5 protein-coding genes and 2 pseudogenes are annotated in these 4337 nt (G+C 67.8%); 6 read left to right on the forward strand and 1 reads right to left on the reverse strand.

All coding sequences use genetic code 11. From position 1 onward, the window contains the following. Positions 1-340 (reverse strand): annotated as a pseudogene (locus ACRDUX_RS29400) (hypothetical protein); the annotation flags it as partial. Positions 341-488: 148 nt separating this feature from the next. Between ACRDUX_RS29400 and ACRDUX_RS29405 the strand changes: the two are divergent. From ACRDUX_RS29405 to ACRDUX_RS29430, 6 genes and pseudogenes are all read left to right on the forward strand, one after another. After that, positions 489-800 carry a hypothetical protein gene (locus ACRDUX_RS29405; protein WP_526419115.1) on the forward strand — a complete coding sequence of 104 codons (312 nt, stop codon included), beginning with the start codon at positions 489-491 and terminating at the stop codon, positions 798-800. A gap of 35 nt (positions 801-835) precedes the next feature. Next, positions 836-1666: an undecaprenyl-diphosphate phosphatase gene (locus tag ACRDUX_RS29410; protein WP_526419122.1), complete on the forward strand. Its 831-nt coding sequence runs from the start codon at positions 836-838 to the stop codon at positions 1664-1666. A gap of 28 nt (positions 1667-1694) precedes the next feature. Then, a complete protein-coding gene (locus ACRDUX_RS29415) occupies positions 1695-2372 on the forward strand; it encodes a histidine phosphatase family protein (RefSeq protein ID WP_526419116.1) in 678 nt (225 codons plus the stop codon). Positions 2373-2447: 75 nt separating this feature from the next. Beyond that, entirely contained in the window at positions 2448-3035 is a 588-nt protein-coding gene (locus ACRDUX_RS29420) for an Rv2134c family protein (RefSeq protein ID WP_526419118.1), read from the forward strand. Next, positions 3019-3885: an Rv2133c family protein gene (locus ACRDUX_RS29425; RefSeq protein ID WP_526419120.1), complete on the forward strand. Its 867-nt coding sequence runs from the start codon at positions 3019-3021 to the stop codon at positions 3883-3885. Before ACRDUX_RS29420 ends, ACRDUX_RS29425 begins: the two co-directional genes overlap by 17 nt. A 64-nt stretch (positions 3886-3949) precedes the next feature. Continuing rightward, positions 3950-4337 (forward strand): annotated as a pseudogene (locus ACRDUX_RS29430) (GNAT family N-acetyltransferase); the annotation flags it as partial.

Below are 4337 nucleotides of genomic sequence, written 5' to 3' on the forward strand. Positions count from 1 at the left end.
CCTTGACGTCGACCTTGAAGTAGCCCCCCTTGGCCGACAGGTACACCGCCCCGTCCCCATCCGCGACGATCGCGGTGGCCGGGCCGGGTAGGGGCACCGTCGTGGAAGGCCCAGACACCGGGAACGTGGTGACGGCGGACGCGCCCGCGGGATCGAGTTCCAGCACGACCAATGACGACGTGGCCGGGTCGAACGCGGCGGCCACCCCGATGCCGGCGAGCGGCCGCACCGACCCTTGCGGCTGCCCAGCGACCGGCGGTGACACCGCGGCCACGGCGGGGGCGATCGTCGGGGGCGGCGTGTCGTCGTGTGTGGAAGTGCACCCGATCGGGGCAATCACCGTCACCATCACTAGGGCGCTGTGAGCAAGGCGACTCTTCAGTGTGGCGCGCGGTGGCAAAGGGTAACTCTCGACTGTGACGGTTGGAGGGCGATCGAATGGCCAGTCTAGGCACGTCCGGGCGTGGGCCCGACGGTATGGTTCCCGCATGACTCTGGCTGCGGACAACGACGTAGCGCGCGGGGAGTTCGACATCGAGGACATCTCCACTGGCATGCACGCCAGCGGATTCGGCAGGGTCGGAGACGGCAGGAGCTTCTCCTTCCGCGTCGATCGGCAGACGCTCTCGGTGGAGATCTACCGACCATGGCTCGCAGGACCGGTACCGCAGGCCGAGGAAGTCGTCGCCGCGGCCACGCGCAGCCTCGCCCACGTCGACGTCGAGGACGAGCGCAGCCTGGCCGCAGCCGTACGCGACACAGTTGCTGACGCGCAACCGGTCCCGCGCACGACTCGCTGACTCGACCCCACGGTACGGTCGTCGGCGTGACGGACGTGTCGTGGTTGCAGGTGATCGTGCTGTCCGTGGTGCAGGGCCTCACCGAATTCCTGCCGGTGTCCTCCTCCGGCCACCTGGCAATCGTGTCCGAGGTGTTCTTCGGGCGCGACGCAGGTGCCTCGTTCACCGCAGTCATTCAGATCGGCACCGAGATCGCCGTGTTGATCTACTTCGCCCGCGACATCGTGCGCATCGTCAGGGCATGGTTCGGCGGGCTCTTCGACAGGGCGAGGCGAACCCCCGACTACTGGCTGGGCTGGTGGGTGATCATCGGCACCATCCCGATCGGGGCGGCCGGGCTCGTCTTCAAGCACTACATCCGTGGCGACGTCCGCAACCTGTGGATCATCGCGACCGCCCTGATCGTCTTCTCGGCCGTCATCGCCGCCGCCGAGTACTACGGCAGGCAGACCCGGCCCATCGAGCAGTTCACGTGGCGCGACAGCATCGTCATCGGCGTGGCCCAGTGTCTCGCGCTGATCCCTGGAGTGTCCCGGTCGGGAGCGACCATCAGCGCGGGCCTGTTCCTCGGCCAGGAGCGAGCGGCCGCGGCACGGTTCGGCTTCCTGCTGGCGATCCCCGCCGTGCTCGCCTCAGGCCTGTTCTCGCTTCCCGACGCCTTCCACCCCGAAGGTGCGGGGATGAGCGCGACGGGACCGCAGTTGCTGGTCGGCACCATCATCGCCTTCGTGATCGGGTACGGGGCAGTCGCGTGGTTCCTGAAATTCCTGGTGAGGCACGGCATGTACTGGTTCGTCGGCTACCGGGTGGCCGTGGGCGTCATCGTGTTGATCCTGCTCGGCACGGGCGTGGTGAACGCGCAATGACATCTCCCACCCACGCCAAGGCCCGCCCGTGACGGTCATCCTGCTGCGGCACGGCCGCTCGACGTCGAACACGGCCCACACGCTGGCAGGGCGCTCCGAAGGCGTCGACCTCGACGACAAGGGTCGCGAGCAGGCCGAGTCGGTGATCGGCAGGCTCGGCGACCTGCCCGTCAAGGCGATCGTGCGCTCACCGCTGTTGCGCTGTGAGCGAACGGTGGAACCGCTCGCTACCGCCCTCGGGCTGAAACCCGTGGTGGACGAACGGCTCTCGGAGGTCGACTACGGCGCCTGGACCGGCCGCAAGATCGGCGATCTGGTCAAGGAGCCGCTGTGGGCGGTGGTGCAGCAGCAGCCCAGCGCCGCGGTGTTCCCCGACGGCGAGGGCCTGGCTCAGGTCCAGGCGAGGGCGGTGTCGGCCGTCCGCGAACACGATCGCACGCTCGCCGAGGAAAACGACGGTGACGTGCTGTGGGTCGCCTGCACGCACGGCGACGTGATCAAGGCGATCATCGCCGATGCCCTGGGCACCCACCTGGACAGCTTCCAGCGGATCACCGCCGACCCGGCGTCGATGAGTGTGATCCGCTACACGGCGGTGCGGCCGTTCGTCCTTCACGTCAACCACACCGGTCCCGCCCTGACCGCGGCTCTTCTGGCGAAACCGGAACCCTCTGGCGACGCGGTGGTCGGCGGTAGCACCGACTGAACGGACCAGAAGCGACGGCCGCGCCGACGTTCGAATTACGGCTGCGGTGGTAATACCGGTATTTTGGGAGGCGTCATGACCCGTTCGATTCACGTCTTCCGTTCACCCGACCGCTTCGTGGCCGGGACCGTTGGGCAGCCAGGCGACCGCACGTTTTACCTTCAGGCCGTCCACGACGAACGGGTCGTGTCGGTGATTCTCGAGAAGCAGCAGGTGGCGGTGCTCGCCGAGCGGATCGCCGCGCTGCTGCTGGAGATCAATCGTCGATTCGGCACCCCGGTGCCGCCCGAGACGGTCCAGATCGACGATCTCAGCCCGCTGATCATGCCCGTCGATGCGGAATTCCGCGTCGGCACGATGGGCCTTGGCTGGGACTCGGAGGCAGAGACCGTCGTCGTCGAACTGCTCGCGGTGTCCGAAACCGAGTTCGACGCCTCCGTGGTGCTCGATGATGCCGAGGACGGACCCGACGCCGTGCGCGTCTTCCTGAGCCCAGAGTCGGCCAGGGAATTCGCTGCCCGCTCCAACCGGGTCATCTCCGCCGGCCGGCCCCCGTGTCCGCTGTGCGACGAACCCTTGGATCCCGAAGGGCACATCTGCGTGCGCACCAACGGTTATCGACGAGGCGCACTGGCCGGATCCGACGATGACGCCGATACCTGAGGGCTACGAGCACCCGGAAGGCCACCACGAAGGCGACCAGGACGAGGTGTTGCGCTGCGGCGAACTGACCGTCATCGGGCGCATCCGCTCCGCAAGCAACGCGACGTTCCTGTGCGAGGCGCATCTTGGGGACCGTCAGGCGCACTGCGTGTACAAACCGGTCGCCGGCGAGGCCCCGCTGTGGGACTTCCCTGACGGCACGCTGGCAGGGCGTGAACTAGGCGCGTATCTCGTCTCGGCGACGTTGGGCTGGAACGTCGTGCCCTACACCGTGCTTCGTGATGGCCCTGCGGGCATCGGCATGGTGCAGCGGTGGGTCGATCAGCCCGGCGACGCCCTCGCGGGCGATGAACCGGAGGAACGGCCCGACGCCGGGCCGGATCTGGTGGACCTGCTCCCGGCTGGTCACGTCCCTCCCGGCTTCCTGCCGATCCTGCAGGCCTACGACTACGCGGGCGACGAAGTCACCCTGGTGCACGCCGACGATCACCGGCTGCGACGGATGGCCGTGTTCGACGTTCTGATCAACAACGCAGACCGCAAGGGCGGTCACATCCTTGCCGGAGTCGACTCGTGCGTCTACGGCGTCGACCACGGTGTGAGCCTGCACACTGAGGACAAGTTGCGCACGGTGCTGTGGGGGTGGGCGGGAAAGCCGGTCGACGACGATGCGCTGCGCGACGTCGCAGCACTGCGCGACGCCCTGCTCGGCGACTTCGAGGAGGTCTTGCGGCCCCACCTCACCAACCGGGAGATCGATGCCCTGTACGCCAGAGCCGTTGGTCTGCTTGAGAATCCCGTCATGCCAAGCCCGGACCGGCGCAGACCGATCCCATGGCCCGCGTTCTGACTCATCTCCAGGGACGGCCGAGTTCGACCCGGTGGATGACGCCGGGTGTTCTACGCTCATCGTCATGACTGATCACGACCACGCAGCCGCCCGTCGGGAGATCGCCGACGCTCTTGCCAAGGCGCTCGACCGCCGTCACGAGGTGCTCGACGTGATCGTCGAGGCCCATGACAGGAGCTCGGCCGTCGCGTCCATCTCGGCTCTGCTCGAAACGTCGCACCTCGGTGGTGAGGCGGTCATGACGATGTCCTTCGACCAGCTCACCAGGGATTCGCGCCGTCGGATCGCCGCCGAGCTCGAGGACCTGAACAAGCAGCTCACGTTCACCCTCGGGGAGCGGCCCGCCAGCTCCGGGGAGAATCTGGTGCTGCGTTCGTTCTCCTCCGATGTCGACCGAGACATCTTCGTCGCCCGCACCACCGACGTCGGCGCCACGGGCGACGGCTCCGGGG

It is taken from the genome of Mycobacterium sp. (assembly GCF_050701675.1).
In the GTDB taxonomy this organism is placed as follows: domain Bacteria; phylum Actinomycetota; class Actinomycetes; order Mycobacteriales; family Mycobacteriaceae; genus Mycobacterium.

Bases quoted from the DNA above. Each gene is read 5' to 3' on its own strand.
- ACRDUX_RS29405 (WP_526419115.1), top strand. From the start codon at position 489: ATGACTCTGGCTGCGGACAACGACGTAGCGCGCGGGGAGTTCGACATC.
- ACRDUX_RS29420 (WP_526419118.1), top strand. From the start codon at position 2,448: ATGACCCGTTCGATTCACGTCTTCCGTTCACCCGACCGCTTCGTGGCC.
- ACRDUX_RS29425 (WP_526419120.1), top strand. From the start codon at position 3,019: ATGACGCCGATACCTGAGGGCTACGAGCACCCGGAAGGCCACCACGAA.